Consider the following 23,346-nt stretch of genomic DNA (forward strand, 5'->3'; position numbering starts at 1 on the left):
GCGGAGGCCCCCATGAGGAGATCATGGGGGCCTCCGTGCCGTGTACGGACGGTCACGGAAATGGCCGTGGACCACGCCTTGGTCTGCGCCGTATAGTCCACGTGGAATAACCGACATGGAGTCATCCGAAGGGACTAACGATCATGGCCTCGGCCAAGCTGACCCCGCTCGGCCTCGCCGTGCTGGAGCTGCTCCACGAGAAGCCCATGCACCCGTACGAGATGGCCCAGCTCATGCGCGAGCGGTACGTGAACACCCGCGTCAACGTGAAGGCCGGGTCGCTCTACCACACCGTGGAACGCCTGCAGCGCAGCGGTTTCATCCAGGTCGTCGACACGCAGCGCGACGGCAGGCGGCCCGAACGGACCGTCTACGGCATGACCCCGGCCGGGCTGGACGAGTTCAACCAGCGCGGCCGCGAACTGCTGGGGGACCTCACCGAAGAGTTCCCGGCCTACCTGTCCGGGCTCGCCGTGATCGACGAGCTGGGGCGCGAGACCTCCCTGATCGAGCTCGAACACCGCATCACCCGGCTGCGCGCCGCGGTGGCCGCCGACCAGGCCGTGCTGCAGCGGCTGGCCGAGGACGAGACCCCGCCGATCTACTGGATCGACTGGCGCTACAAGACCGACCAGCGGAAGTTCGAGCTCGAGTGGACCGAGCGCCTCCACGAAGACCTCAAGTCCGGGCGGATCCCGTTCCAGGACAACCACCACGAACCCATCCTCAAGCTCATCACCGGGGAAGACGACGATGAACGCAAGACAAGCTAACCCGTGGGCGGCGCTGGGCGCGCTGTGCCTCGGCTTCTTCATGATCCTGCTCGACACGACGATCGTGTCGATCGCGATCCCGACCATGCTGACCAAGCTGAACGCCGGGCTGAACTCGGTGGTCTGGGTGATCAGCGTCTACCTGCTCACCTACGCCGTGCCGATGCTGTTCACCAGCCGCCTCGGCGACCGCTTCGGCCCGAAGCGCGTCTTCCTCGCCGGCCTGGTCGTGTTCACCGGCGCGTCGCTGTGGTGCGGCCTGTCCGGCAACGTCGAGATGCTGATCGCCGCGCGCGCCGTGCAGGGGCTCGGCGCCGCGCTGATGACGCCGCAGACGCTGGCGTTCATCACGCACCTGTTCCCGCCGGCCAAGCGCGGCCCGGCGATGGGCATGTGGGGTGGCGTCGCCGGGCTGGCGACGATCACCGGCCCGCTGCTCGGCGGCGTGCTCGTCGACCACTTCGGCTGGGAGTGGATCTTCTACGTCAACGTCCCGATCGGCGTGATCGCCATCGGCCTGACGCTGGCGCTGGTCCCGGACTGGCAGCCGAAGCACTCCCACTCGTTCGACCTTGTCGGCATCGTGCTCTCGAGCCTGGCGCTGCTGTTCATCGTGTTCGGCGTGCAGAACGGCCAGCAGTACGACTGGGGCACCGTCTGGGGCGGCATCACGGTGTTCGAGATCATCGGCGCCGGCGTGCTGCTGCTGGTCGCGTTCCTGGTGTGGCAGAAGTACAACAGGCGCGAGCCGCTGCTGCCGCTGCAGGTGTTCGCCAACCGCAACTTCTCGGCGGGCACGCTCACCGCGACGACGGTCGGCTTCGCGATGACCGGCATGTTCCTGCCGCTGGTGATCTACATCCAGTCGGTGCTCGGCCTGACCCCGACGATGGCGGGCCTGCTGACCGCGCCGATGTCGCTGCTGTCGGGCATCGTCGCGCCGTTCGTCGGGAACCTGTCCGACAAGGTGAACGGCAAGTACCTGGTGATGTTCGGGCTGACCGCGCTCGCGGCGGGCCTGGGCGTCATCGCGCTGCAGGCGTCGCCGACGACCAACCCGTGGAGCCTCGTCCCGGCACTGCTGGTGTGCGGGCTCGGCATCGGCTGCATCTTCTCGCCGATGAGCAACATGACGATGGGTTCGGTGGAGCCTCGCCTGGCCGGGACGGCTTCGGGCATCTTCAACACGTCTCGCCAGGTCGGCGGCGTGCTCGGGTCCGCGGCGATCGGTGTTCTGCTGCAGGCCCAGGTGAGCTCGTCCATCGCGGACGAAGCGGCGAAGGCGGCTTCACAGCTCCCGGCGCAGTACCGGGCGCCGTTCGCCGAGGGGATCGCGCACGCGGCGGCGAACACCGGGGAGTTCGGCTCTTCGGGCGGCGCGCCGTCCATGCCGGGCCTGCCGGCCGAGATCGCCGCCCAGGCGGGTCGCCTCGCCTCCGAGGCGGTCCACAGTGGACTGACCGACGCCGCCCGCGTGACGATGCTGCTGCCCATGGCGGTACTGCTGCTGGGCGTGTTCTCGGCGGCCGTGATGCGGCGGGTCAAGCCGCGCTGGGAAACCCCGGCGCCGGCCCCCGAGACCGCCGCGGCCTGAAAACCGGGCGAGCCTCCGGTGTCGGGTGCCGGAGGCTCGCCCGGACCGCGGGAGCGGTGGCTTCAGCGCGCGGTCTTCGACTCCCGCGCCGAGTCCGCGCGGACGGTCTCCCGGTCCTTCGGTGTCCGGAGCCTGGCCCACCACAGCGGCTGCGACCTGGCGGCTGACGTGGCCGTCACGCGCACGGTCATCGGTCACCTCCGAGCATCCCGGTGCCATATGTTGCGAGCCACAACAAACTAACTCCGCAACCGGGTGGTGCCGGTCACAATTCGGTCACGACAGGCGTCCGGGTACGTTCCGGGTGTGCAGTTCGTCCTCGCCTCCCAGTCCCCCGCCCGCCTCGCCCTCCTGCGCTCCGCGGGCCTCGACCCGGCCGTGTTCGTCTCGGGCGTCGACGAGGACGCCGTCGCCGCCTCGCTGACCGGCCCTTCGCCGTCCGAGCTCGTCGCGGCGCTCGCCGCGGCCAAAGCCGAAGCCGTCCTCGACCAGGTCGCGGCGGTCCACCCGGACGCCGTGGTCGTCGCCTGCGACTCGATGCTGAACATCGGCGGGCAGATGGTGGGCAAACCGGCGAACCCGGACATCGCGAGGGAGCGCTGGGCCGCGATGGCGGGGTCATCCGGTGAACTCCTCACCGGGCACGCCGTCGTCCGGCTCGACGGCGGGACGCGCGCGAAGGAGACCAGCGGCTGGGAGTCGACCACCGTCCGGTTCGGCACGCCGAGCACCGCGGAGATCGACGCCTACGTCGCCACCGGCGAGCCGCTGCACGTGGCCGGCGGGTTCACGATCGACGGCCTGGGCAGCTGGTTCGTCGACGGGCTCGACGGCGGCCACACGAGCGTCATCGGCATCAGCCTGCCGCTGACGCGCCGCCTGCTCGCCGAGGTCGGGGTGAGCGTCGTCGATCTCTGGCGGCGTCCCGCATCCTGAGAAGAGCGCCACACGAACGGGTGATCCGGAAGAGTGCTCGCTTGCCTGACGTTCTCTTCACGAGGCAAAACGAGAAACTTTCGAGCACCGGAGTCGCCCCGTGTCTTTTGTCCGGACCTACACCAAACCGCGGGTGTTCGCGGCCGCGGTTCTCGGCTCGCTCGTCGTCGGCGCCGCACTCGGCGTCGTCGCACGGCAGACCGAGGCCGGCTGGCTGACCGATCTCCTCGACCAGATCGGCACCATCTTCACCACGCTGCTGCAGATCGCGGTGATCCCGCTGGTCTTCACGGCGATCGTGGTCGGCATCAACAGCCTCCGAAAGCTCGGCGGCGGCCGCACCGCCGCGCGCCTCGGCGGCAAGACCGTCCTGTGGTTCGCCATCACCTCGTTCGTCGCGTCGCTGATCGGCATCGCGGTCGGCCGGATCTTCAACCCCGGATCGGGCGGGCTCGGCGGCGTCACGGCGACGGCCAAGAACGCCGACAAGGCGGCGAAGAGCGTCGACCACTGGGGCTCGTGGGACGCCTTCGTCAACGGGCTGCTGCCGGAGAACTTCGTGAAAGCGTTCTCCGACGGCGAGACACTGCAGGTGCTGTTCCTCGCGCTGGTGATCGGTGCCGCCGCCTACAGCCTGGGTGACAAGGCCAAGCCGTTCGTGGACTTCACGACGAGCGTGTTCGAGATCATCCAGCGCTACCTCGGCTGGATCGTCCGGCTGGCCCCGATCGGCATCATCGGCCTGATCGGCGCGGCCGTCTCCAACTACGGCGACGCGCTGTTCCGCCCGCTGTTCTCCACCACGCTGGCGGTGTACGTCGGCTGCCTGCTCGTGCTCTTCGTCGTCTACCCGATCCTGCTGCAGTTCGTGGCGAAGGTCAGCCCGCTGAAGTTCTTCGCGAAGGCCGGCACGGCGATCCAGTTCGCGTTCGCCTCGCAGTCCTCGGCCGCGACGCTGCCGCTGACCCGCCAGTCCGCGGTGAACCTCGGCGTCCAGCCGGCGTACGCGGCCTTCGCGACCCCGCTCGGCAGCGCCACGAAGATGGACGGCTGCGCGGCGGTGTTCCCGGCGATCGCGGCGATCTTCGTCGCCAACCTGGCCGGGGTGTCGCTGAACTTCTGGCAGTACGTGGGCATCGTGGTGGTCGCGGTGGTCGGCGCCCTGGCGACGGCCGGCACCACCGGCTGGCTGACGGCGTTCACGCTGACGACGTCGTTCATCGGCCTCGACGCCAAGCAGGTCGCGCTCGGCCTGGCGCTGATCTACTCGGTCAACCCGATCATGGACATGATGCGCACGGCGACGAACGTGGCCGGCCAGATCGTGGTCCCGACGATCGTGGCGCGCAGTGAGGGTCTCCTCGACGACGAGGTCCTCGACACCCCCACCGACCGCCCTCAGACGACCGACGACGGCTCGGCGGCCCGCCACACGGAACCCGCCCCCGCCTGACGCGCTTTCCCTGAAGTGACGGCTCCGGTCAGGAGGGGCAGGCGCGGAGGTCGGCGCGGGTCAGGCGGACGTCCGGCCAGCCGCGCAGGTCCGACGGGGACGTCACCCGGCGCGTGCAGCCGACGGACTTGCCCGTCAGGTCGTACACCTGGCCCAGCACCGGCGCCGCGGCACACTTGGCCGTGCCCGAGTCCGTGCCGGGGCAGTCGTGGCGGACCACGATCACGTCCGGGCGCCCGTCGGCCGTGACGTCGTAGAGCGACAGCGAGCCGGCGTCCGAGAAGTACGGCTTGCCCTGGTCGCGCCACACTCCCCCGCTCGCGACCAGCAACTCGCCGTACGCCGCGTCGCCGTGCTCGCCGACGGCGCCGCGGACCAGGCACGTCGGTGCCGCGCCGTCGATGCAGCGCAGCGAGTTCTGGTCCAGCCGCACGCCCAGCTGGGCGATCGACAGCTCGAACACCGTGCCCGGCTCGGGTCCGACGCGCACCCGCGCCGAACCACCCGACGCGTCGGCCAGCAGCACGACCGGCGTCCCGCCGACCGTCACCGCCGCGAGCTGGCGGCACGGCCCGCTGCCGCAGGTCACCGCCGGGGGCACCGGCGCCGCCGCGGGTTCGGCCGCGCCCGACGGCACCTCGGGCCGCGGCCGCAGCAGGAACACCGCGCCGATCGCGCCGAGGGTCACCACCCCGGCCAGCACCGCGGTGAGCAGCGCCGACCGGGGCGTGCGCGCCGCCGAAGTCCGCATGAGACAGAGCGTAAGCCGCTTCGCGACTGTGTGTGGGCAGCGCCCCGGGCCGGTGTGGCTGAAATCCCCCGGCCGGGCACCCGCCCGAGGCACCCCGGGGTGGCGGAGCGTGTCCGTCTATGTTGTCCGGGTGACGAACCCCAACCTTCCCCCCGCCCTCTACCTGCCCACCGGCCCGGCCAGCGCCGAGACCGAAGGCGCGTCGATCGAGCTGCGCCGCACCCCGGACGGCCGCACCGCGCTGGTCGCGTTCACCGCGCTGGACCGGCTGATCGACTGCTGCGGCGAGCACCAGCCGTGGGTGCTGGTCAACACCGAGCACCTGCCGACGGTGCACGCGGCCAACCCGTACGACGTGATCGTGCTCGACTCGCCGCTGCCCGCGGAGCTGCGGCACCACTCCTGAGCGTGGTTCAGCTCTCACTCAAGGGACTCGCGACGTCATATCCGTAGACTTCCCCGTACCGCGAAAGCGGTCAGCAATGCAGCTGTCGGGACGCAGGAGGTGCGGGGTGGCCGAGCAGGTCGGCGAATCCACCGGTGGTCCGGTGACCAAGATCCTGGTCGCCAACCGGGGCGAGATCGCGGTACGCGTGATCAGAGCCGCGAAGGACGCCGGTCTGACCAGTGTCGCGGTGTACGCGGATCCCGATCGCGACGCACCGCACGTCCGCCTGGCCGACGAAGCCTTCGCGCTCGGCGGCACCACGGCCGCCGAGAGCTACCTCAACTTCGACAAGCTGCTCGACGCCGCGAAGCGCGCGGGCGCCGACTCGGTGCACCCGGGCTACGGCTTCCTCTCGGAGAACGCGGACTTCGCCCAGGCCGTCCTGGACGCCGGGTTGACCTGGATCGGGCCGAGCCCGCAGGCGATCCGCGACCTCGGCGACAAGGTCACCGCGCGCCACATCGCGATGCGCGCGGGCGCGCCGCTGGTGCCGGGCACCAAGGAGCCGGTCAAGGACGCCGAAGAGATCGTCGCGTTCGCCGACGAGCACGGCCTGCCGGTGGCCATCAAGGCCGCGTTCGGCGGCGGTGGCCGCGGCCTCAAGGTCGCGCGCACCCGCGAAGAGATCCCCGAGCTGTTCGAGTCGGCCACCCGCGAGGCGGTCGCGGCGTTCGGCCGCGGCGAGTGCTTCGTCGAGCGGTACCTGGACAAGCCGCGCCACGTCGAGGCCCAGGTCCTGGCCGACATGCACGGCACCGCGATCGTCGTCGGCACCCGCGACTGCTCGCTGCAGCGGCGGCACCAGAAGCTCGTCGAGGAGGCGCCGGCGCCGTTCCTGAGCGACGACCAGCGCAAGCGCATCCACGAGTCGGCGAAGGCGATCTGCAAGGAAGCCGGCTACTACGGCGCCGGCACGGTCGAGTACCTCGTCGCGACCGACGGCACGATCTCGTTCCTCGAGGTCAACACGCGGCTGCAGGTCGAGCACCCGGTGTCGGAGGAAACCACCGGCCTCGACCTGGTGCGCGAGATGTTCCGCATCGCGCGCGGCGAGAAGCTGCGGATCACCGAAGACCCCGAGCCGCGCGGCCACTCGATCGAGTTCCGCATCAACGGCGAGGACGCCGGCCGCGGCTTCCTGCCCGCCCCGGGCACCGTGACGAAGTTCGTCGCGCCGAGCGGGCCGGGCGTGCGCGTCGACTCCGGCGTCGAGTCCGGCAGCGTGATCGGCGGCCAGTTCGACTCGATGCTGGCGAAGCTGATCGTCACCGGCTCGGACCGCAACAACGCCCTGGAGCGCAGCCGTCGCGCGCTGGCCGAGATGGTCGTCGAGGGCATGGCGACGGTGCTGCCGTTCGACCGCGTGATCGTCGACGACCCCGCGTTCATCGGCGACGAGAACGGCTTCAGCGTGCACACGCGCTGGATCGAGACGGAGTTCGACAACCGGATCGAGCCGTTCGTGGCGCCGGAAGCCGAGACCGCCGAAGAAGCGCCTCGCCAGAACGTCGTCGTCGAGGTCGGCGGGCGCCGCCTCGAGGTGTCGCTGCCGGGCGGGTTCGCGCTCGAAGGCGGCGGCGGGGGCGGCACCGCCGTCAAGGCGAAGCCGCGTAAGCGCGCGGGCGGCGGCAAGGCCGCGGTGAGCGGCGACGCCGTCACCGCGCCGATGCAGGGCACCATCGTGAAGGTCGCCGTCGAAGAGGGCCAGAGCGTCGAAGCCGGTGAGCTGATCGTCGTCCTCGAGGCGATGAAGATGGAAAACCCGGTCACCGCACACAAAGCGGGCACGATCACCGGCCTTTCGGTCGAGGTCGGCGCCGCCGTGACGCAGGGCACGCAGCTTCTCGAGATCAAGTAGGGCAGTTCGTTACAGATGTCGTGGTGGGCCGCCCCCGAGGCGGCCTACCATCGACTACGTGACCGAAGTCCCGTCTCCGCAGCTGCGGATCAGCGACCAGAACCGCGAATCCGCGCTGACCGCGCTCGGTGAGCACATGAGCGCGGGGCGGATCGACATCGACGAGTACGGCGAGCGCTCGGCGCGGATCACCGCCGCGAAGACGCGCGGCGACCTCGTCGAGATCTTCGCGGACCTGCCCGCGCCGCACCCCCAGTACGAAGACGCGCCGAAGACCGTCGCGGCTCCGGAACCCGCCGCCGCGCCCGCGCCGCAGCAGCCCGCGCGTCCGGTGGGGTGGTCCCCGGCGCAGCGGTTCATCACCGCTTTCGTGCCGTTCGCCTTCCTCGTGACGATCGCCCTGATCGCCACCGGCGTCGTGCACGGCGCGTTCATCCTCGTGCCGATCGGGCTCGGCATCTTCGGCCGGGCGATGTGGGGGCACGACCACGACCACCGCGACCGCCGGGAGCGGCACCTGCGCGACCGGGACCGCCGGCGCGAGCTGCGCGACTCCTACCGCGACCACCGGCGCGGACTGGACCACTGATCCGGCCGTGGGCGACATGCGGCTGAGCGACGCCGAACGCCAGGACGCCCTGGACGTCCTCGAAGAACACGTCCGCAGCGGCCGGCTCGACATCGACGAGTACGGCACGCGCTCGGCGAAGGTGACCGCGGCGAAGCGGGTCAGTGAACTCGTCCCGCTGTTCGACGACCTGCCGTCGCCGCGCCCCAGCGCGCTGCTCAACGGGGCCACCGCGCCCCAGGTGCCGGTCATGCCCGGCGAAAGCGCCCTGTCGACGTTCCTGACCCGCAGCGCGGTCCCGATCGCGATCGTCCTCGCGATCGTGGTGCTCATCCTGTCCCGCGGCCGGCTGCTGATCATCTCGGTCGCGCTGCCGCTGGTGGTCGCGGCGCTCGCGGGAGTCCGCCGGCGGCGCTGAGCCTGTGAGAATCAACGGCGTGATGGGCGTGGTTCCGGGCGGTGCGCTGAACGCCCGAGGCGAACGGCTGGCGGGGCCGGTCTTCACCGGCGTCGGCCTGGCCGCGCTCGCCGCGTGCGTGATCTGGGGCGGCCGCGACGCGCACGGGGGCACCACGCTGGTCTTCGTGGTGGTCGCGGCGCTGTGGGTGCCGCTGCTGATCCCGCTGTTCCCCCACCGCGCGACGCACCCGTGGCCGGCCGCCGCCTACTACGCCGGCGTGCTCGCGCTCGCGACCGTGCTGGCCGCGCGCAACGACACGTTCATGGGCTTCGCGTCCTTCGGCTACCCGCTCGCCTTCGTGCTCTTCCCGGCGCGTTGGGGCTTCTTCGCGGTCGCCGCGACGGCGATGCTGCCGCTGCTGGCCGCCAACTCCGGGTCGCCGAGCCCGACTTGGGTGCTCGTCCTGTCGCTGGCCGGGCCGTTGCTGTACGCCGCCTGGTTCGTCGGCGCCGAAAGCGAGACGCGGCGGAAGCTGAACGTGCGGCTCGAAGCCGCGTTGGACGAGAACGCGGCCCTGCACGCGCAGCTCGTCGCCCGCGCACGCGACGCGGGCGTGCACGACGAGCGGCAGCGGATGGCCCGCGAAATCCACGACACGCTGGCCCAGGGCCTGACCGGGATCGTCACGCAGCTGCAGGCCGCCGACAGCGCGGACGGCCCCGAGCGCGCCCGGCGGCTGGAGCTGGTGCGCGCGCTCGCGCGCGACAGCCTCGGCGAGGCGCGTCGCGCGGTGCAGGCGTTGCGGCCGGAGCCCCTCGACGCGGCCCACCTGCCGGAAGCGCTTTCCGAGCTGGCCCGGCGCGTCGCGGCCACCTCGGGGATCGACGTCCGCGCGGAGACGACCGGCGATCCCCGGCCGCTGCTGCCGGACCTGGAGGTCGCGCTCTACCGCGTCGCGCAGGAAGCCCTGGCCAACGCGGAGAAGCACGCGAAGGCGTCGCGAGTCGGGCTGACACTGTCCTATTCGGACGACGTCGTGCTGCTCGCCGTCGTCGACGACGGCGTCGGCTTCCGGCCCGGCGACCGCGGCGAGGGCACCGGCTTCGGCCTCGACGGGATGCGCCAGCGGGTCCGGCGGGTCGCGGGCACGCTGTCGATCGAGAGCACGCCCGGCGGCGGCACGGCCGTGAACGCCCAGGTCCCGGCGATTCAGGCGTGATCCGCGTCCTCTGGCCGACGACCACCCGATCGTGCGCGGGCGCGGCGGACCACGTCGTCGGCGAGGCGGCCCGGCTGTTCCTCAGCGAGGCTGCTCTGACCCCACGTGATCACCCGGCGGTCTCGCGGCCTGGCTAGGCTGGGTGGAGTGGAACCGGTGGAGATCAACGCGGGCACGTACTACCTGCGCCAACTGCGCGCCGACCGGCACCTCGACGACCGGCAGGTGCTGATGGAGGCGTTCGCGGACCCGACGCACCGCAAGTACGTGCTGAACTACCGCTTGCGAACCCTCGACGAGGCAACGGAGTACGTAGCGCTGCGAGCAGCCCAATGGGCAGGCGACGAGCGCTGCTCATGGGCGATCGCCGAGCCGACATCGGGCAGATTGCTGGGCGAAGTGGGCCTCCGCGAGCTGAACCTCCCCGCGGCGTACGCGGAGGCGACGGTCTGGGTCCACCCGGCAGAGCGCGGCAAGGGCATCGCGACGACGGCGCTGAACGCGGCGTTGCGCTTCGGCTTCGGTGGTCTGGAGCTGTCGGAAGTCACGTATCGCTACGAGGAGAGCAACACGGCGTCGGCGATCGTGGCGGAGCGGTGCGGGTTCACCCTGGTCGGCCCGGAGGCCGACCGGGCCCCGACGGGCGAACGCCTGATCCGCTGGCACCGCACATCCTGACGGCGAGCCTCGCGCGACGCCGTTGGTCCCGGCCGCTCGCCTTCGGCGGCAACTCGGCCAGGCTGTGGACAGTTCAGCTCACCGGCTCCACGATGCCCGCCCGGGCCTCCGGGGCCGCCGAGCGCAGGGCGTCCGCCGCCTCGTCGCTCGGCTGGGACTGGGACTCGCGCTCCGCCTCCACACGGGCGTTGTAGACCTCGATCTCGCGTTTCACCGTTTCGGGTGACCAGCCGAGGACCTCGCCCACCAGGCCGGCCACCTGCTCGGCGCAGTCCACGCCGCGGTGCGCGTACTCGATCGAGATGCGCGTGCGGCGGGCCAGGACGTCCTCCAGGTGCAGCGCGCCCTCGTGCGAAGCCGCGTACACCACCTCGACGCCCAGGTAGTCCGGGGCGTGTTCGATCGGCTTCAGCAGCTCCGGGCGGCCCTCCGCCGAGGCCAGGACCTCGTTGACCAGGGAGCCGTAGCGGTCCAGCAGGTGCCTCACCCGGTAGGGGTGCAGGCCGTGCTCGGCGGCGAGGTGGTCGGCCTGGTTGACCAGCGCGTGGTAGCCGTCCGCGCCCAGCAGCGGGACCTTGTCCGTGATCGACGGCTGCGAGCGGCCCGGCAGGTCGACCGCCGCCGCGTCGACGGCGTCCGCCGCCATCACCCGGTACGTCGTGTACTTGCCACCGGCGATCGCGACCAGGCCCGGCGCCACCCGCGCCACCGCGTGCTCGCGCGAGAGCTTCGACGTCTCTTCGCTCTCCCCCGCCAGCAACGGGCGAAGGCCCGCGTACACGCCTTCGATGTCGTCGTGCGTCAGCGGCGTCGCCAGGACGCTGTTGACGTGCTCGAGCAGGTAGTCGATGTCGTGCTTCGTCGCCGCCGGGTGCGCCAGGTCCAGGTTCCAGTCCGTGTCCGTCGTCCCGACGATCCAGTGGTTGCGCCACGGGATCACGAACAGCACCGACTTCTCGGTGCGCAGGATCATCCCCGACTCCGACACGATCCGGTCACGCGGCACGACGATGTGCACGCCCTTGCTGGCGCGCACGCGGAACCGCCCGCGGCCGCCCGAGAGCCGTTGCAGCTCGTCGGTCCAGACGCCGGTGCAGTTGATCACCGCGGCGGCCGAAATCTCCGTCTCGCGGCCGTCCTCGACGTCGCGCACGCGCACGCCCGACACCCGGTCGGCTTCGCGCAGGAACCCGACGACCTGCGTCGACGTCCGCACGACCGCGCCGTAGTGCGCCGCCGTGCGCGCCACGGTCATCGTGTGGCGGGCGTCGTCGGACTGCGCGTCGTAGTAGCGGATCCCGCCGATCAGCGCGGACCGCTTGAGCGCCGGCACCATCCGCAGCGCGCCCGCGCGCGTCAGGTGCTTCTGGCCGGGGACGCTGCGGGCGCCGCCCATCGTGTCGTACATCAGCAGGCCGGCTGCGGTGTACGGCCGTTCCCACACGCGGTGCGTCAGCGGGTACAGGAAGCTGACCGGCTTCACCAGGTGCGGCGCGATCGTCGTGAGCATCAGCTCCCGCTCGCGCAGCGCCTCGCGGACCAGCCCGAACTCGAGCTGCTCCAGGTAGCGCAGGCCGCCGTGGAAGAGCTTGCTCGACCGGCTCGACGTCCCCGATGCGAGGTCACGGGCCTCGACGAGCGCGACCCGCAGCCCGCGCGTCGCGGCGTCCAGCGCCGTGCCCGCGCCGACCACGCCGCCACCGATGACGACGAGGTCGAAGGTCTCCTTGCCGAGCCGTTGCCAGGTCTCTTCCCGCCGGACCGGGCCGAGTCGAGCCGGGTTCGTCTCCGCTGCGTGCTGCGCCACGTGACATTCCTCCTCGTGCTGGCGAGGCTTCCAGCATCGCACGACCTGGTGATCATCCGCCCGTCCACGGACGACACGTGTGGCGTAACCCTCCGCGATCTTGCCGTGCCTCCGGTTCACCGATCCGCTGCAACCACGGCGGAAACCGGCACCTCGTGCGTGTCGGCCGCGGCGCGTATCCGCCGGCTTTCGATCGGACGGGTAAAAAGATTCGGCTACCCGGTGCTTGGAATCCGCTTCTACGCCCCGGTAACGTCGCGCGGACGTGGGTCGGCAACGGTGCCGTGGCACGCCGTGATCGACCCTGCGCAGAGTGTCCAGTGTGGAGGTGCAGCGGTGAGTGCTGGGGCAATAATCGTCTGGGAACTACTGGGAACGGCCGCGCTGATCCTGCTCGGCAACGGTGTCGTCGCCAACCACGTGCTTCGCAAGAACAACGGTCACAACGCAGGGTTCCTGTTCATCAACTTCGGCTGGGCGTTCGGTGTGTTCACCGGCGCCAGCATCGCCGCGCCCAGCGGCGCGCACCTGAACCCCGCGGTCACCCTGGGCCTGGCCATCGCGAACAAGACCAAGTGGGCCGACGTGCCCTTCTACCTCATCGGCCAGTTCGCCGGCGCGATCATCGGCGCCGTGCTCTGCTGGGCGGCCTACAAGCTGCAGTTCGACGACCACCCCGAACCCGAGAACACGCTCGGGATCTTCTCCACCGCACCGCAGATCCCGAACACCGTGTGGAACCTCGTCACCGAGGTCATCGGCACGTTCGTCCTGGTCGCCTGGATCCTGCTCAGCCCGGTGTTCGCCACGGGCGACGGCGGCACCCCGAACTTCGGCAACTCCGCGCTCGGCTACGCGGGCGTTTCGTTCGTCGTCCTCGTGATCGGTACCTCGCTCGGCGGGCCGACGGGCTACGCCATCAACCCGGCCCGCGACCTCGGCCCGCGCATCGCGTACGCGTTCCTGCTGCCGATCAGGAACAAGGCGAACGCCAACTGGGGCTACTCGTGGATCCCGGTCGTCGGCCCGCTGGCCGGTGGCGCGCTCGCCGCGCTGCTCTACCTCGGCGTGCACAACCTGACCTGATCGCCTCACCCAACGGATTCCTGGAGCACACATGACTTCGTACGTAGCCGCGATCGACCAGGGCACCACGTCGACCCGGTGCATGATCTTCAACCACGAAGGCCGCGTGGTCGCCGTCGACCAGCGCGAGCACGAGCAGATCTTCCCGCGCGCCGGCTGGGTCGAGCACAACGCCGAAGAGATCTGGGAGAACACGCGCCAGGTCGCCGCGGGCGCGCTGGCCAAGGCCGACATCCACGCCAGCGACATCGCCGCCGTCGGCATCACCAACCAGCGCGAAACGTCGCTGGTCTGGGACAAGACGACCGGCAAGCCGGTGTACAACGCGATCGTCTGGCAGGACACCCGCACCGACAAGATCGTCACCGAGCTCGGCAACCTCGGCGGCGGCCAGGAGCGCTACCGCGCGAAGGTCGGCCTCCCGCTCGCGACGTACTTCTCCGGCCCGAAGATCAAGTGGATCCTCGACAACGTCGAAGGCGCGCGCGAGAAGGCCGGAGCCGGTGACCTGATCTTCGGCAACATGGACACCTGGGTGCTGTGGAACATGACCGGCGGCGCCAACGGCGGGGTGCACGTCACCGACCCGACCAACGCCTCCCGCACCATGCTGATGGACCTCGACACCCTGCAGTGGGACGCCGAGATCGCCGGTGAGATGGGCATCCCCCTTTCGATGCTGCCGGAGATCCGCTCCTCGTCCGAGGAGTACGGCAAGGTCCGTGAGAAGGGCGCGCTCGCCGGCGTGCCGATCGCGGGCATCCTGGGCGACCAGCAGGCCGCGACGTTCGGCCAGGCCTGCCTCTCGCCCGGCGAAGCCAAGAACACCTACGGCACCGGCAACTTCATGCTGCTCAACACCGGCACCGAAAAGGTGATGTCGGAGAACGGGCTGCTCACCACGGTCTGCTACAAGATCGGCTCGAACGACACGGTCTACGCGCTGGAAGGCTCCATCGCGGTGACCGGCTCGCTGGTGCAGTGGCTGCGCGACAACCTCGGCATGATCACGACCGCGGCCGAGATCGAGGAGCACGCGCGCAGCGTCGAGGACAACGGCGGCGCGTACTTCGTCCCGGCGTTCTCGGGTCTGTTCGCTCCTTACTGGCGATCCGACGCTCGCGGCGCGATCGTCGGGCTCACCCGGTTCGTGAACAAGGGCCACCTCGCCCGCGCCGTCCTGGAGGCCACGGCCTTCCAGACGCGCGAGGTGCTCGAAGCCATGAACGCGGACTCCGGTGTTGCGCTGACCTCCCTCAAGGTGGACGGCGGAATGGTCGTCAACGAGCTGCTCATGCAGTTCCAGGCCGACATCCTGGGCGTGCCGGTGATCCGCCCGGTGGTCAACGAGACCACCGCGCTGGGCGCCGCCTACGCCGCCGGGCTGGCGGTCGGGTTCTGGAAGTCCGAAGACGACATCCGCACCAACTGGGCCCAGGACAAGCAGTGGGAGCCGGCCATGGACGACTCCCGCCGCGAGCGCGAGTTCCGCAACTGGAAGAAGGCCGTCACGAAGACCTTCGACTGGGTCTCCGAAGAGGACTGACCGGCTCGGGCCGGGGGCGTCGCAGGCGCCTCCGGCCCGCTCGGTCAGTCGTCCCAGCCCTCCGGCTTCCCGGACCGCTCGTTCGGCGCGATGACCAGGAACGGCACGCCCTGGTCGTCGACGACCCGCACCTGGCGGCCGTACGGCGAGTCGAACGGCTGGTCCAGCGCCTGGCCGCCGAGTTCGACCACCTTCGCGGCGCTGGCGTCCGCGTCCGCCACCGAGAAGTACGTCGACCAGTTCGACGGGACCTCGGCCGGCACCGAGGCGGGCAGCGCGCCGAGACCGCCGACCGGGCGGCCGTCGACCAGCAGCACCGCGTACGTGAAGTCGTCGTTGGACAGGTCCTGGAAGCCGTACCCGAAGACCTGCTCGTAGAACGCCTTCGCCGCCGGGTAGTCGCGGCTCATGCACTCGTTCCACGCCAGCGTGCCGGGTGCCGCCGTGACCTGGGTGCCCAGGTGGTGGCCGGGTTCCCACAGGCCGAAGACCGCGCCCGCCGGGTCGGCCGCGACGGCCATCCGGCCTTCCTTCATCACTTCCATCACCGGCATGACGATCTGGCCGCCGGCCTCGGTGATCGCCGTGGCCGTCTTGTCCACGTCGGACACCGACAGGTAAGTCGTCCACACCGCGGGCATTTCCTGTCCCGGTGGGGTTTGGCCGATCCCGGCGACGGGACGGCCGCTCAGCTCCGCCATGCCGTAGAAGCCGGTTTCCTCACCGCCCGTCTGCACGTCCCAGCCGAACAGACCGCTGTAGAACGCCACCGCTTTCGCCTGGTCCGGCACCATCAGGTCCACCCAGCTGGGCGTGCCGTCAGGCCAGCGCTCGTCCCGGAACAACATCTCGTCTCCCAACCCTCGTCCGTGCCGCCTCGGGTGACGGCCGACACAGTCTGGCACCCACCACCGACAAAACCAGGGCCGAAGGACCTCAGGAGGCGACGAGCTTGGCGTAGACGACGATGTTGTCGACGTAGTTGTGCGCGCTCCGGTCGAAGACGCCGCCGCAGGTGATCAGCCGCAGTTCAGGGCCCGCTGTGTCGTCGTAGACGCCTTCGTTCTCGAAGTCCTGTTTCGGCACCTGGTGCACTTTTGTCACCTCGAACAGCGCCGTGCTCCCGTCCTTGCGCGCGATCGAGACGCGGTCGCCGGCGGCCAGTTCCTTGAGCCGGTAGAAGATGCCTTTCTGGTGGTTGCCGTCGACGTGCCCCAGCACGATGGCGGGGCCGACCTCGCCGGGCGTCGGCGCGTAGGTGTACCAGCCGGCCTGCAGCGGTGTGGTCACCGGGGGCACCTGGATCGTGTTGTCCGCGTTGACCCCCAGCGGGACCAGCGACGAGTGCGCGCCGATCTTCGGGATGTCGATCGAGACCGGATCGGACTTCGGCAGCGCCGCGACGGCGTCCCGGCCGCCGGCCGCGGGTGCCGGGTTCACCGCGACGGACCGGGCGGGCGGCGGCTGCGCGGTCGGCGCTCCAGGCCCGCCGCCGAGCGTCAGGGCCAGGACCGCCAGCGCCACCAGCAGCGCCACGACGACGGCGATCAGCAGGCCCCGCCGGTTCGTGATCCTCGTGGTCATGCTCTCCCCTCGTGCTTCTCAGGGTGGCCTGACGTTACCCCCGCTCGCCGCGCCGGTTCAGGGGCGCCGCCGGATCCGTCGCGCCGGCAGGAGACCGCTGCGGCGCGCCCTCGGGCACCTTCGCAACCTGCGCCGGGTGCTCGTGAAAAACCGCCCCGGAGCGTGCTCCGAGGCGGTTTTTCGGTGCTGCTTCGATCAGCCGGCCATGCTCCCGTCGCCCGCTTTCGCGGCACCGGACGGCACCCTCGAAACCTGCGGCGCGGGAACCGTGAACTGGGTGCGGTAGGTGTTTCCGCCGCACGTCACGGTCAGCGGGTACGTCCCCGCCCCGGTGCCCGGCTTGAGCGCGGCGTCCGCGCTGATGTTCGCGTCGACGCCCATGAACGGGCCCGGGGTGTAGTTGGAGAAGGTCAGCGCCGGCGAGGAGAACGCCGGCGAAGCGCCTTCGCACTTCGCCAGCGCGACGTTCGGCGCGTCGCGGACGTACTTGTCCACGAGCGTCTTGTTGATCGCGGTGTTGACGTTGAGCTGGACGCTGCCGGCGGGCGCGCTGGGACTGGTGCTCTGCTGCGCTGTCGCGGGCGCCGCCAGCGCCGTCGCCCCGATCACCGCTGCCGCAACGAAAACCACCGTCTTGCGCACCTTCGCACCCTTCACGTTCTTCAGCCTTACAACCGACAAGACGCGACGAGACGCGCAGGGTTGCGTGCTTCGTCAGTCGAGATCGTCGTGGCGCATGAGCTGGCGCCCGGCCTCGGTGATCGAGCCCGACAGCGACGGGTACACCGAAAATGTCAGTGCCAGGTGGTCCACTGTGAGCTGGTTCTGGACGGCGAGCGCGATGGGAAGGATGAGCTCGCTCGCCTGCGGCGCCACGACGACTCCACCGACGACCACGCCGGTGGCGGGGCGGCAGAACAGCTTCACAAAGCCTCGGCGGAGGCCCTCCATCTTCGCGCGCGCGTTGGTGGCCAGGGGCAGCATGATGGTGCGCGCGGGCACCTCGCCGGAGTCGATCGCCTGCTGGCTGATGCCGACGGTGGCGATCTCCGGGTGGGTGAACACGTTGGCGGCGACGGTCTTGAGCTTGATCGGCGCGACGCCTTCGCCCAGCGCGTGCCACATCGCGATGCGGCCCTGCATGCTCGCCACCGAGGCCAGCATGAGCACGCCGGTGCAGTCGCCGGCGGCGTAGATCCCGGGAACGGAGGTGCGCGAAACGCGGTCGACGGTGATGAACCCGCCGGGGCCGGGCGAGATGCCGACCTTGTCGAGGCCGATGTCCTTGGTGTTGGGCACCGACCCGACGGTCATCAGCGCGTGGCTGGCTTCGATCACGCGGCCGTCGGCGAGGAAGATCTCGACGCCCTTTTCGGTGCGCTCGACGCGGTCGGCGCGCGCCTGCTTCGCGACGGTCGTGCCGCGCTGCGAGAAGACCTCTTCGAGCACCGCGGCAGCGTCCGCGTCCTCGTGCGGGAGGACACGGTCACGGCTGGAGACGACGGTGACCTTGACGCCCATCTCGGTGTAGGCGGACGCGAACTCGGCGCCGGTGACGCCCGAGCCGATCACGGCGAGGTGCTCGGGCAGTTCGTCGAGCTCGTAGAGCTGGCGCCAGTCGAGGATGCGCTCGCCGTCGGGCACCGCGCCGGGCAGCACGCGCGGGGTCGCGCCGGTGGCGATCAGGACGACGTCGGCGGGCAGCTTCTCGGTGCCCTCGGCCGTCGTCACGGCGACCTTGTGCGTCGCGAGGCCGGGCTCCTCGTCGCAGAAGCGCGCCTCGCCGATGAGGACGCGGACGCCCTCGCGCTGGACGCGGGCGCGGATGTCGGCGGACTGGGCGAGCGCGAGCCCCTTCACCCGGCCGTGGACGGTCGGGAGGTCGATGCTGGTGTCCGCCAGGTCGGTGTTGATGCCGAGCTCGCCGAGGTCGTGCATCTTCGCCAGGGCGCCGGAGCTCGCGATGAACGTCTTCGACGGAACGCAGTCGTAGAGCACGCAGGCGCCGCCCAGGCCGTCCTTCTCGACGATCGTGACGTCGGCGCCGTGCTGGGCTGCGACCAGCGCGGCTTCGTAGCCGGCCGGGCCCCCGCCCATGATCACGATCCTGGTCACCTGGGTCCTCCTCTGGGCTGAGCTTGCGGTGCTCACACCGTACGCGGCGAAGGTGACCGGACACTGAAGTGGGCGAACACGGCGAGTGCGTCCGCTCGGGCGAGGAAGGTGTCGCTACGCTGTCGGCGTGCCGTTGTATGCCGCGTACGGATCGAACATGGAGCCCGCCCAGATGCTGGAGCGCGCGCCGCACTCGCCGATGGCCGGCACCGGCTGGCTGGAGGGGTGGCGCCTGACCTTCGGCGGCGAGGACCTCGGCTGGGAAGGTGCCCTGGCCACGATCGTCGAGGACCCGGCCTCCCGGGTCTTCGTCGTTCTCTACGACGTGACGTCGCTGGACGAGGCCGGGCTGGACCGCTGGGAAGGCGGCGAGCTGGGGATCCACTCGAAGATCCGCTTGCGCGTCCAGACGATGGACGGCTCGGCGCTGGCGTGGCTCTACGTCCTGGACGCCTACGAGGGCGGCCTGCCTTCCGCGCGTTACCTGGGCGTGCTGGCCGATGCCGCGGAGGCCGCCGGTGCGCCCGCCGACTACGTCGACGACCTCCGCACCCGCCCCTGCTCCGGCATCACCGGCTGATGCCCCTCCAATCACGCGTGATGCCCTCCTGATCACGCGTGATGCCCCTCCGATCACGCGTGATGCCCCGATCGGAGCTTGAACGCGTCTCGTAACTCGGCGAGGACACGGCCCGGCTCCCGCAGATCGACCGCCGTCGCGCGGATGGTGAGCCACCCCCGGCCGGCCATCCGCTCGTCCCGTTCGGCGTCGCGCTCGTGCCGTTCCTCGTGCGCCGCGAAGCCGTCGTACTCGAGGGCGATCCGGAGCTCGGGCCAGGCGATGTCGAGGACGTAGAGCCGACGGCCGTCGATCGCGGTGATCTCGAACTGCGCTTCCGGAACCGGGAACCCTGCCTCGACCACGATCAGCCGGAGGATGCTCTCCGGCGGTGATTCGGCCCTGCCCGTCGCCAGCGCCAGCAGCATCTGCCCCCTGTGGATACCTCGCCGGTCCCGGCGGTCGACGAGGCGGTCGCGGACGTTGTCCCGGAGGGTCCGGCAATGGTCCGGCGAGAGCCCGGCCATGGCCTGGTCGAGCGTCGCGAAGGCGGTGTGCGGGTCGCCGTCGCAGAGGTGGTCGGCGAGGGCCAGGTCGAGCGAGAACGCCGGAAGACCGTCGAGTTCGATCACGTCCGAAGGCTCGAATTCGGCCCGGTGCACGACCAGTCCAGGCTTCGAACGCGCCCGTTTCGCCGGCGGTACGGACAGGTGGATCACCGTGTTCCCGGCAGTCGAAAACCCATGCAGCGCAAGGGAAGTCGCTCCGGACAGGGCAGCGGGCTGCCCGACGTGGATCAACGCGGCCTGAGCCAGCGTCCGCAGGTTCAGCGAATCGGCCGCGTGGATGAGCACGCCGCGCCAGGGCTGCGCGAGCACCCCCGTCGCCAGCCCTTCGAGCACCGCCCGCCGCCCCAGAACCCGATCAGCCTCGGCCCGTGAAACCGCCCCATGTCGTCCTCCCCAATCGATCATGAACTCGAGAATCGGCCCTTCCCGCGTCGAAGGGAAGGGCCGATTCCGTGACCTGTGGACAACTCGCTATGGCTGTGGATAACCCTGTGCGGAAAGAGGCATCACTCGTGTCTGGGGAGGCATCACGCGTGATTGGAGGGGCATCACTAGGCGAGGGTGGCTAGGGCTGTGTGGACCAGGGTTCGGACTCCGCAGAGCAGCGCTCGTTCGTCCAGGATGAACGTCGGGCGGTGGATGTCGGACTGGGGTTCCGGGTCGCCTGGCCAGACGCCCAGCCGGGCGAAGGCGCCCTGGACGTGCTCCAGGTACCAGCCGAAGTCTTCGCCGCCCGAGGACTGCTCGGTCGAAGCCACGGCGGCCTCGCCCAGGGCGGCTTCGGTGCCCGCGCGCATCAAGGTCGTCGACTCGGCGTCCGAGACCACCGGGGGGACGCCGCGGCGGTAGTCCAGGGAGAAGCCGACACCGGTCGGCGCCAGCAGGGACTCCACCGAAGAGGCGACCAGGGGCTCCAGCGCCGTCCAGACCTCGTGGTCCGCCGTGCGCAGCGTGCCGCGCAGGACGCCGTCCTGCGGGACCGCGTTGGCCGCCTGGCCCGCGTGGACCGCGCCCCAGACCAGGACCGTTCCCGACCGCGGGTCGACGCGGCGCGACAGCAGCGCCGGCAGGCCCGTGATCACCGTGCCCAGCGCGTGGACCAGGTCGGCGGTCAGGTGCGGCCGGGACGTGTGGCCGCCCGGGGACGTCAGGCGCAGCTCGATCAGGTCCGCCGCCGACGTCAGGGCGCCGACGCGCATGCCGACCTTGCCGACCTCGAGCCGCGGGTCGCAGTGCAGGCCGTAGATCCGCTCGACGCCCTCCAGCGCGCCCGCGGCGATCATGTCCAGCGCGCCGCCGGGCATGACCTCCTCGGCGGGCTGGAAGATCAGCCGGACGCGGCCGGGCAGCTCCGGCGCGCCGGCCAGGGCACGGGCCGCGCCCAGCAGGATCGCCGTGTGGGCGTCGTGGCCGCACATGTGCGCCGCGCCCTCGACGGTCGACGCGTAGGGCAGCCCGGTCGCCTCGGTGAGCGGCAGCGCGTCCATGTCCGCGCGCAGCGCCACGCACCGCTCGCCGCTGCCGATGTCGCAGACGACGCCGGTGCCGCCGGGCAGCACCCACGGCTTGAGCCCGACGGTGCGCAGCAGCGTGACGACCAGTTCCGTGGTCGCGAACTCGTGCCGCGACAGCTCCGGGTGCGCGTGGATGTGCCGGCGCCAGGCGAGCACGTCGGTCGCGTTGGCGCGCAGCCAGTCGTCGAGCCAGAACGGGCCGCGGCCCGCACCAAGGTCCTCCACGGGAGCCATGCTTACGCCGGCTTCGGAAATGAGCGCCTCAGGCCCCTCCATAGGGGTCATCATGCGCCCATGGGGGTCGCCTGGAACGTCCGGCCGTGAGTCCAACACCGTCACGCCGCACCTCCTCCCGCAACACGGGTAACCCGCGCAGCGGCTGGGGTCACGCATCGTGCCGATCGATCTGTCGTACGCATTTGCAGACGATCGTGCACCATGCAGGAGGCAAGGCGCGCCTCCAACGTGGCCGTCCGAGATGGCCGGTACTGGATCTGCGTTGAACGGCGTGCAGGATTTCGGCAAAGCCGAAGGCGTCAGGACCCCTTGGCCCGCTTCGAACGGATCCGCCGGCCCCAGATGACGACGCCGAGCAGGACGACCGCGATCAAGCCCGCGATCAGCTTGTTCTTCGTCTTCTGGGTGTTCGCCTTGTCGGTCTGGGCCGGGTCGAGGACCGGGCCCGGCGGCTGGGTCTGAGCAGGCGCGAACGCCGCTCCGGCGTGCGTCACGGCCACCGTGACGGCCGCCGGGCGCACCGGCTCGGCCAGCGCCGGCGACGCGGTGAACAGCACCGCGCCCAGCAGCCCGACCAGGACCAGACCCCGCAGTTTCGCCATGTCATCCCTTCGCCACGACCAGGCATTCTCCCCGCGGACCGCCCCGGCTGTCAGCCACCACGAGGTGGACTGAACGCGTCGAGGATCCGCTGAGCACCGAGGGTAGCCGTCAGCTCACCGTCTCGCACCGCCCGTTCGACGTCGGGAACGACCGTTCGCACGTCCGGATGTGCCGCCAGGCGACTCAGCAGCTGCTCGCGGACCATCGCCCACGTCCAGTCGACCTGCTGCTGCCGGCGGCGGGCGTCGAGTTCGCCGGACGCCGAGAGCGTGTCGCGGTGCGTCTCGATCGCACCCCAGACTTCGTCGAGACGCAGGTTGTGCAGGCCGCTGCAGGTCAGCACGGGCGGGGTCCACGACGCCTCGGGCCCGTAGATCATCCGCAGCGCGCCCGAGAGCTCCCTGGCGGCCTTGCGGGCGTCCCGCTCGTGGTCGCCGTCGGCCTTGTTGACCGCGATGACGTCGGCGAGCTCCAGCACGCCCTTCTTGATGCCCTGCAGCTGGTCGCCGGTGCGGGCCAGCGTCAGGAAGAGGAAGCAGTCGACCATGTTCGCCACGGTCACCTCGGACTGCCCGACGCCGACCGTCTCCACCAGCACGGTGTCGTAGCCGGCGGCTTCCATCAGGACGATCGTTTCGCGCGTCGCCCGCGCGACGCCGCCCAGCGTCCCGGACGTCGGCGACGGCCGGATGAACGCCCGTTCGTCGACCGCCAGGCGCGCCATGCGGGTCTTGTCGCCGAGGATCGACCCGCCGGTGCGCGTCGACGACGGGTCGACGGCCAGCACGGCCACGCGGTGGCCGGCCGCGGTCAGGTCGGTGCCCAGCTGGTCGATGAATGTCGACTTGCCGACACCGGGCACGCCGGTGATCCCGATGCGCCGCGCGCCGCCGGCCGACGGCAGCAGCTCGACCAGCAGCTCCTGGGCCAGCGCGCGGTGGTCTTCCCGCTGCGACTCGACCAGCGTGATCGCCTTCGACAGCGTTCCGCGGTCGCCCGCCAGCACGCCCTTCGCGTAGGCGGTGACGTCGATCTTGCGCGGCAAGGG

At 70.8% G+C, this 23,346-nt stretch carries 24 protein-coding genes; 13 read left to right on the top strand and 11 right to left on the bottom strand.

All coding sequences use genetic code 11. The annotated features are described in order from the left end of the window. Positions 1 to 143: 143 nt before the first annotated feature. Together ACWEN0_RS24185 and ACWEN0_RS24190 are read left to right on the top strand one after the other, a co-directional pair. Positions 144 to 773: a PadR family transcriptional regulator gene (locus tag ACWEN0_RS24185; protein ID WP_451977554.1), complete on the top strand. Its 630-nt coding sequence runs from the start codon at positions 144 to 146 to the stop codon at positions 771 to 773. Further along, the gene (locus tag ACWEN0_RS24190; protein ID WP_451977557.1) at positions 754 to 2,367 is read left to right on the top strand and encodes a DHA2 family efflux MFS transporter permease subunit; all 1,614 of its coding nucleotides are present in this window, start codon (positions 754 to 756) and stop codon (positions 2,365 to 2,367) included. Before ACWEN0_RS24185 ends, ACWEN0_RS24190 begins: the two co-directional genes overlap by 20 nt. 62 nt (positions 2,368 to 2,429) lie before the next feature. On the opposite strand, the gene ACWEN0_RS24195 is transcribed toward ACWEN0_RS24190, so the two are convergent. Next, positions 2,430 to 2,558, bottom strand: coding sequence for a hypothetical protein (locus tag ACWEN0_RS24195; RefSeq protein WP_451977560.1), 129 nt, complete (start codon positions 2,556 to 2,558; stop codon positions 2,430 to 2,432). 115 nt (positions 2,559 to 2,673) lie between these two features. Here ACWEN0_RS24195 and ACWEN0_RS24200 point away from each other — a divergent pair, with 115 nt between their 5' ends. Then, positions 2,674 to 3,303: a Maf family protein gene (locus tag ACWEN0_RS24200; RefSeq protein WP_451977563.1), complete on the top strand. Its 630-nt coding sequence runs from the start codon at positions 2,674 to 2,676 to the stop codon at positions 3,301 to 3,303. A 100-nt stretch (positions 3,304 to 3,403) separates the two neighbouring features. Beyond that, positions 3,404 to 4,756, top strand: coding sequence for a dicarboxylate/amino acid:cation symporter (locus tag ACWEN0_RS24205; RefSeq protein WP_451977566.1), 1,353 nt, complete (start codon positions 3,404 to 3,406; stop codon positions 4,754 to 4,756). A 28-nt stretch (positions 4,757 to 4,784) separates the two neighbouring features. Here ACWEN0_RS24205 and ACWEN0_RS24210 read toward each other — a convergent pair whose 3' ends face one another. Then, positions 4,785 to 5,507 carry a hypothetical protein gene (locus tag ACWEN0_RS24210; RefSeq protein ID WP_451977568.1) on the bottom strand — a complete coding sequence of 241 codons (723 nt, stop codon included), beginning with the start codon at positions 5,505 to 5,507 and terminating at the stop codon, positions 4,785 to 4,787. Between the two features lie 130 nt (positions 5,508 to 5,637). Between ACWEN0_RS24210 and ACWEN0_RS24215 the strand changes: the two genes are divergently transcribed. From ACWEN0_RS24215 to ACWEN0_RS24240, 6 genes are all read left to right on the top strand, one after another. Continuing rightward, complete coding sequence (locus ACWEN0_RS24215; protein ID WP_451977571.1) at positions 5,638 to 5,913, top strand: SAV_915 family protein; 276 nt, start codon at positions 5,638 to 5,640, stop codon at positions 5,911 to 5,913. Between the two features lie 106 nt (positions 5,914 to 6,019). Then, a complete protein-coding gene (locus tag ACWEN0_RS24220) occupies positions 6,020 to 7,813 on the top strand; it encodes an acetyl/propionyl/methylcrotonyl-CoA carboxylase subunit alpha (RefSeq protein ID WP_451977574.1) in 1,794 nt (597 codons plus the stop codon). A 58-nt stretch (positions 7,814 to 7,871) separates the two neighbouring features. Then, entirely contained in the window at positions 7,872 to 8,402 is a 531-nt protein-coding gene (locus tag ACWEN0_RS24225) for a DUF1707 SHOCT-like domain-containing protein (RefSeq protein ID WP_451977577.1), read from the top strand. A 7-nt stretch (positions 8,403 to 8,409) separates the two neighbouring features. After that, positions 8,410 to 8,799 carry a DUF1707 SHOCT-like domain-containing protein gene (locus tag ACWEN0_RS24230; RefSeq protein WP_451977580.1) on the top strand — a complete coding sequence of 130 codons (390 nt, stop codon included), beginning with the start codon at positions 8,410 to 8,412 and terminating at the stop codon, positions 8,797 to 8,799. Between the two features lie 22 nt (positions 8,800 to 8,821). Beyond that, positions 8,822 to 10,000 (top strand): histidine kinase, encoded by a 1,179-nt coding sequence (locus ACWEN0_RS24235; protein ID WP_451978152.1) that lies wholly within the window; start codon positions 8,822 to 8,824, stop codon positions 9,998 to 10,000. A gap of 147 nt (positions 10,001 to 10,147) precedes the next feature. Beyond that, positions 10,148 to 10,678 (top strand): GNAT family N-acetyltransferase, encoded by a 531-nt coding sequence (locus tag ACWEN0_RS24240; protein WP_451977582.1) that lies wholly within the window; start codon positions 10,148 to 10,150, stop codon positions 10,676 to 10,678. Between the two features lie 73 nt (positions 10,679 to 10,751). On the opposite strand, the gene ACWEN0_RS24245 is transcribed toward ACWEN0_RS24240, so the two are convergent. Continuing rightward, positions 10,752 to 12,485 (bottom strand): glycerol-3-phosphate dehydrogenase/oxidase, encoded by a 1,734-nt coding sequence (locus tag ACWEN0_RS24245; protein WP_451977584.1) that lies wholly within the window; start codon positions 12,483 to 12,485, stop codon positions 10,752 to 10,754. 336 nt (positions 12,486 to 12,821) lie between these two features. Here ACWEN0_RS24245 and ACWEN0_RS24250 point away from each other — a divergent pair, with 336 nt between their 5' ends. Both ACWEN0_RS24250 and glpK read left to right on the top strand, forming a co-directional pair. Then, positions 12,822 to 13,571, top strand: coding sequence for an MIP/aquaporin family protein (locus ACWEN0_RS24250; protein ID WP_451977587.1), 750 nt, complete (start codon positions 12,822 to 12,824; stop codon positions 13,569 to 13,571). A 31-nt stretch (positions 13,572 to 13,602) separates the two neighbouring features. Continuing rightward, the gene (gene glpK / locus ACWEN0_RS24255; RefSeq protein ID WP_451977590.1) at positions 13,603 to 15,117 is read left to right on the top strand and encodes a glycerol kinase GlpK; all 1,515 of its coding nucleotides are present in this window, start codon (positions 13,603 to 13,605) and stop codon (positions 15,115 to 15,117) included. A gap of 44 nt (positions 15,118 to 15,161) precedes the next feature. On the opposite strand, the gene ACWEN0_RS24260 is transcribed toward glpK, so the two are convergent. The 4 genes from ACWEN0_RS24260 to ACWEN0_RS24275 form a co-directional block, all read right to left on the bottom strand. After that, entirely contained in the window at positions 15,162 to 15,965 is an 804-nt protein-coding gene (locus tag ACWEN0_RS24260) for a VOC family protein (RefSeq protein WP_451977593.1), read from the bottom strand. Between the two features lie 88 nt (positions 15,966 to 16,053). Further along, positions 16,054 to 16,701: a class F sortase gene (locus ACWEN0_RS24265; protein WP_451977596.1), complete on the bottom strand. Its 648-nt coding sequence runs from the start codon at positions 16,699 to 16,701 to the stop codon at positions 16,054 to 16,056. A 195-nt stretch (positions 16,702 to 16,896) separates the two neighbouring features. After that, the gene (locus ACWEN0_RS24270) at positions 16,897 to 17,343 is read right to left on the bottom strand and encodes a hypothetical protein (RefSeq protein ID WP_451977599.1); all 447 of its coding nucleotides are present in this window, start codon (positions 17,341 to 17,343) and stop codon (positions 16,897 to 16,899) included. A 72-nt stretch (positions 17,344 to 17,415) separates the two neighbouring features. Further along, positions 17,416 to 18,816, bottom strand: coding sequence for an NAD(P)H-quinone dehydrogenase (locus ACWEN0_RS24275; RefSeq protein ID WP_451977602.1), 1,401 nt, complete (start codon positions 18,814 to 18,816; stop codon positions 17,416 to 17,418). 127 nt (positions 18,817 to 18,943) lie between these two features. Here ACWEN0_RS24275 and ACWEN0_RS24280 point away from each other — a divergent pair, with 127 nt between their 5' ends. Continuing rightward, the gene (locus ACWEN0_RS24280; protein ID WP_451977605.1) at positions 18,944 to 19,396 is read left to right on the top strand and encodes a gamma-glutamylcyclotransferase; all 453 of its coding nucleotides are present in this window, start codon (positions 18,944 to 18,946) and stop codon (positions 19,394 to 19,396) included. A gap of 53 nt (positions 19,397 to 19,449) precedes the next feature. Here ACWEN0_RS24280 and ACWEN0_RS24285 read toward each other — a convergent pair whose 3' ends face one another. The 4 genes from ACWEN0_RS24285 to meaB all read right to left on the bottom strand — a co-directional run bounded on the left by ACWEN0_RS24285 (position 19,450) and on the right by meaB (position 23,343). Next, positions 19,450 to 20,292, bottom strand: coding sequence for an endonuclease domain-containing protein (locus ACWEN0_RS24285; RefSeq protein ID WP_451978155.1), 843 nt, complete (start codon positions 20,290 to 20,292; stop codon positions 19,450 to 19,452). 203 nt (positions 20,293 to 20,495) lie between these two features. Beyond that, positions 20,496 to 21,797, bottom strand: coding sequence for an amidohydrolase (locus tag ACWEN0_RS24290; RefSeq protein ID WP_451977608.1), 1,302 nt, complete (start codon positions 21,795 to 21,797; stop codon positions 20,496 to 20,498). A gap of 197 nt (positions 21,798 to 21,994) precedes the next feature. Then, positions 21,995 to 22,297, bottom strand: a complete 303-nt coding sequence (locus ACWEN0_RS24295) for a hypothetical protein (protein WP_451977611.1) — start codon at positions 22,295 to 22,297, stop codon at positions 21,995 to 21,997. A gap of 50 nt (positions 22,298 to 22,347) precedes the next feature. Then, positions 22,348 to 23,343, bottom strand: a complete 996-nt coding sequence (meaB, locus tag ACWEN0_RS24300) for a methylmalonyl Co-A mutase-associated GTPase MeaB (RefSeq protein WP_451977614.1) — start codon at positions 23,341 to 23,343, stop codon at positions 22,348 to 22,350. Positions 23,344 to 23,346: the final 3 nt, after the last annotated feature.

The organism is Amycolatopsis sp. NPDC004378, assembly GCF_053602455.1.

Bases quoted from the DNA above. Each gene is read 5' to 3' on its own strand.
- ACWEN0_RS24185 (WP_451977554.1), top strand. From the start codon at position 144: ATGGCCTCGGCCAAGCTGACCCCGCTCGGCCTCGCCGTGCTGGAGCTG.
- ACWEN0_RS24190 (WP_451977557.1), top strand. From the start codon at position 754: ATGAACGCAAGACAAGCTAACCCGTGGGCGGCGCTGGGCGCGCTGTGC.
- ACWEN0_RS24195 (WP_451977560.1), bottom strand. From the start codon at position 2,558: ATGACCGTGCGCGTGACGGCCACGTCAGCCGCCAGGTCGCAGCCGCTG.
- ACWEN0_RS24210 (WP_451977568.1), bottom strand. From the start codon at position 5,507: ATGCGGACTTCGGCGGCGCGCACGCCCCGGTCGGCGCTGCTCACCGCG.
- ACWEN0_RS24235 (WP_451978152.1), top strand. From the start codon at position 8,822: ATGGGCGTGGTTCCGGGCGGTGCGCTGAACGCCCGAGGCGAACGGCTG.
- glpK (WP_451977590.1), top strand. From the start codon at position 13,603: ATGACTTCGTACGTAGCCGCGATCGACCAGGGCACCACGTCGACCCGG.
- ACWEN0_RS24260 (WP_451977593.1), bottom strand. From the start codon at position 15,965: ATGTTGTTCCGGGACGAGCGCTGGCCTGACGGCACGCCCAGCTGGGTG.
- ACWEN0_RS24265 (WP_451977596.1), bottom strand. From the start codon at position 16,701: ATGACCACGAGGATCACGAACCGGCGGGGCCTGCTGATCGCCGTCGTC.
- ACWEN0_RS24295 (WP_451977611.1), bottom strand. From the start codon at position 22,297: ATGGCGAAACTGCGGGGTCTGGTCCTGGTCGGGCTGCTGGGCGCGGTG.